The following is a 3,069-nucleotide window of genomic DNA, read 5'->3' as shown; positions in this document are numbered from 1 at the left end:
CTTGCGGGACTCGGCCTCAACGCGAGCGGGGTGGAGAACGAGAGCGTCCTTTTGCCAGAAGGCATCACCGCAGCTGACGTTAATGCAGCGGATTGTGTGGGGTTCCCCCAAAAAAGTGGACACGGTTAACTTGCTTCCGTGGTGACAGTCAGCGAGCACTCGTAGTTGATAGGTGAGCGCATCCCGATTGCTGAATGCCTTCGTTGATTATTGTAGAAATGCATCCAATTGTCAACTGCTGCAATCAATTCCGCTTTTGTTGCGTAGGCGTGCCGGTAGTAGCATTCGTGCTTGAACGTTGACCACAGCGATTCGGCGCCGGCGTTGTCCCAACAGATCCCGGTGGCCCCCATCGAGCGGCGCAATCTGTGCTCGGCACACGCTGTGGCCATGTCGTGGGCGGTGTACTGGCTGCCGCGATCCGAATGCAGGATCACCCCATGGACGCGGCCGCCGCGCACGAACACCGCCCGATCGACCGCACAGGTGACCAGCTCGGTGCGCATGTGGTCATCGGTGTTCCAGCCCAGGGCCCGCCGAGAATGCTCATCACGGATCGCGCACAAGTACATGTCGCCTTCGCCGCAGGTCAGATAGGTGATATCCGAGCACCACACCGCATCACAGCGGCCCTGATCGAAGCGCCGTCCGACCAGATCCGGCGGAAATGACGCCGCTGGGTCGACCACGGTGGTGGTCTTGAACGTGCGCGGGCTGATGCCCTCGATGCCCAGCTCGGCCATGATCTTGGCGACCGTGTTGACCGACACCCGCTCACCCTCGTCGTGCAGATCGGCGGTGATCCGCGGTGAGCCGTAGGTGCCCTTCGACGCACGGTGATGAGCCAAGATCTTGACCTCCAGGTCCCGGCGCCGCTGCAGCTGCGGGCCGGGCTCATCGGCGGTGCGGACCTGCAGGTGCTTGTAGTAGCCCGACCGTGACACACCAAGCAGGCCGGCCATGCGCGTGACGTCGTGGTCGGCGCACTCTGCGGCGATGAGCTCATATCTGCTCACCTTCGATGTGCTGCCGCAAAGTACGCCGAGGCTTTTTCCAGGAACGCGATATCTTTCGACTGCTCGGCCACCTGCGCTCGAAGCCGCACTAACTCCGCCCGCTCCTCAGTCGAAAGCGGTTCGCCTCCACCGGGATCGGATCGATCTCCAGCACCGGCAGCGGCCATCCGCCGGCGTTCATCACGCACCCAGGTGTGCAGCAGATTCTCGTGCAAATCCAGCTCGCGGGCAACCTCAGCAACACGCCGATTGCCGTCGATCACCCGATGTGCGGCCTCCACCCGGTACTCAGGGGTATACGATCGCCGAGCTCGTGACATAGGAACATCCTTCCAGGGGACCACCGTCCCGCTATCTCAGATGTCCACCGTTTCTGGGGAACCTCAGTGATGCCGTTCCGCGCGTTGATGAGGAAGCCATCTCAGGACTGAAGTTCTCGGTGGCGCTCCCGCTGGACCTTGCGGTCAAGACGGTTGGTGAGCGGCTGTCGGATCGGCGCGGCGCTGAGGAGACTGCACATGCCCGGGTCGTTCGGTATTGCGCAGAGTGAGTCACTGCGGGCAGGTCAACCGGCTGGTGTTTTGCCCGTGGCCAGTGTCCCGCCAGTGTCCCAAGACGGGAACAGATGGGCTGGACCGGGCGGTACAGCTGAGATCCGCGAAACCCTCTGAGCAGCGAAAATGCGACGCATTGAAACGCCGGATGACATGCTTGAGCACCCTGGGGGTCAAGTGGTCGCAGGTTCAAATCCTGTCAGCCCGACGAAGAGAATTAGGCTTTGACCTGCGCAGAGTCTTCTCCGCGAATTTCCCCACCGGGACGTGCTTGGGACCAGACTGGGACCAGACCGCACATGTGAAGTAATCGGTGCGGGTGGCCGTGGGAGTTCGTGTGAATCGCCCTGGTTCTGCCGGAGGCTCGGGCTATTGGATTTGAACCAGGGGTTGGTCGCTCCGTTGGGCATCGTAGAATAATTCCTCCCCCTGCGCGGGCCGACTCAAACGCTGAATCATGCTGTCGGAAGTCCCGCGTTAGCGGACCCAATTAGAGACTCAGTAAGACGCGAGATCCGTCTGGGCGCTTCACCGCAACCTCCAGCTCGCCACCGGTGGCCTCCACGTACTTACGGAGTGTGTCGACCCGGCTGGCGCCCAGGTCGCCGTGCTCCATTTGCGAAACGCGGTTCTGCCCGACACCGATGGCTGCGGCGAGCGCGGTCTGGGTGTAACCGGCATCTTCCCGCAATTCTCGAAGACGGTACTGCGCAACCTCGCGATCCATCTCTTCCTTGACTGCGTCGATGCGGGCACGGTTGCCCGGACGGCGACGGCGAAGATCATCGAGCGTGGTCATCGTTTCTTCCCCTTTCTTGTCTTCGGCTTGGTGACTGTGGCTGCGGCCGCCTGCTTCATCTTCTGTTGGTGTTCGGTGAATAGGCGTTCGGCGATGGGAACGTTCGTCGCGTACCACTTCGTCCAGTTCCCTGCTTTGTCTCCGGCGACGAGCATGATCGCTCGGGACTGGATGTCGAAGGCGAAGAGCACCCGGATGTGGGCTCCACCCGTGGTGGGGCGAGGTCGGAGTTCCTTCATGTTCGGGTGCGCCGATCCTTCGAGGGTGTCCACGAATGGCCGGCGCGTAACCGGTCCGTATTCCTCCAACTGCTCCAGCGCCGCGATCAGGTGGTCGTACTCCTCGTCGTCGAGGCTGTCGATCCATGTTTCAATGAGGGTTAGATCAACCTCCCACTTCCGCACGTCGGCGATTCTATCAGCTAGAACTGATATCAGCTAGAAATGATTCCCGCACTCTGTTAGGCGCGGTTGCGGGGACCACTTTGGGACCGCACGTCATGCGCGATGCTGAACGACCTGCGCGTCAGTGAACGTCATGCCTCGCTTCTTGACGCCGGAAACCGCTGGCGACCTGCGTGTATGCGCTACCGCTATTTACTGAGGGTCAAGTGGTCGCAGGTTCAAATCCTGTCAGCCCGACGCAGATGAAATAGGCTCTGAGCTGTTGTTTCGCCGGAGGAGGCCCACAGTGGTGCAGG

The 3,069-nt window shown here is 61.3% G+C and carries 4 protein-coding genes; all 4 read right to left on the bottom strand.

The window, feature by feature from the left end; genetic code table 11:
* Positions 1 to 125: 125 nt before the first annotated feature.
* Positions 126 to 1,016, bottom strand: coding sequence for an IS3 family transposase (locus tag AC2VOP_RS09740; RefSeq protein ID WP_486960760.1), 891 nt, complete (start codon positions 1,014 to 1,016; stop codon positions 126 to 128).
* Positions 1,013 to 1,336: a transposase gene (locus tag AC2VOP_RS09735; RefSeq protein ID WP_407686962.1), complete on the bottom strand. Its 324-nt coding sequence runs from the start codon at positions 1,334 to 1,336 to the stop codon at positions 1,013 to 1,015. The genes AC2VOP_RS09740 and AC2VOP_RS09735 overlap by 4 nt, the downstream gene beginning before the upstream one ends.
* Positions 1,337 to 2,060: 724 nt before the next feature.
* Positions 2,061 to 2,369 (bottom strand): helix-turn-helix domain-containing protein, encoded by a 309-nt coding sequence (locus AC2VOP_RS09730; protein WP_343708194.1) that lies wholly within the window; start codon positions 2,367 to 2,369, stop codon positions 2,061 to 2,063.
* Positions 2,366 to 2,773, bottom strand: coding sequence for a type II toxin-antitoxin system RelE/ParE family toxin (locus tag AC2VOP_RS09725; protein ID WP_343708193.1), 408 nt, complete (start codon positions 2,771 to 2,773; stop codon positions 2,366 to 2,368). Before AC2VOP_RS09725 ends, AC2VOP_RS09730 begins: the two co-directional genes overlap by 4 nt.
* Positions 2,774 to 3,069: the final 296 nt, after the last annotated feature.

The sequence above is a fragment of the Mycobacterium sp. TH-M106 genome, assembly GCF_057473765.1.
This window is presented reverse-complemented; position numbering and strand designations above follow the sequence as displayed.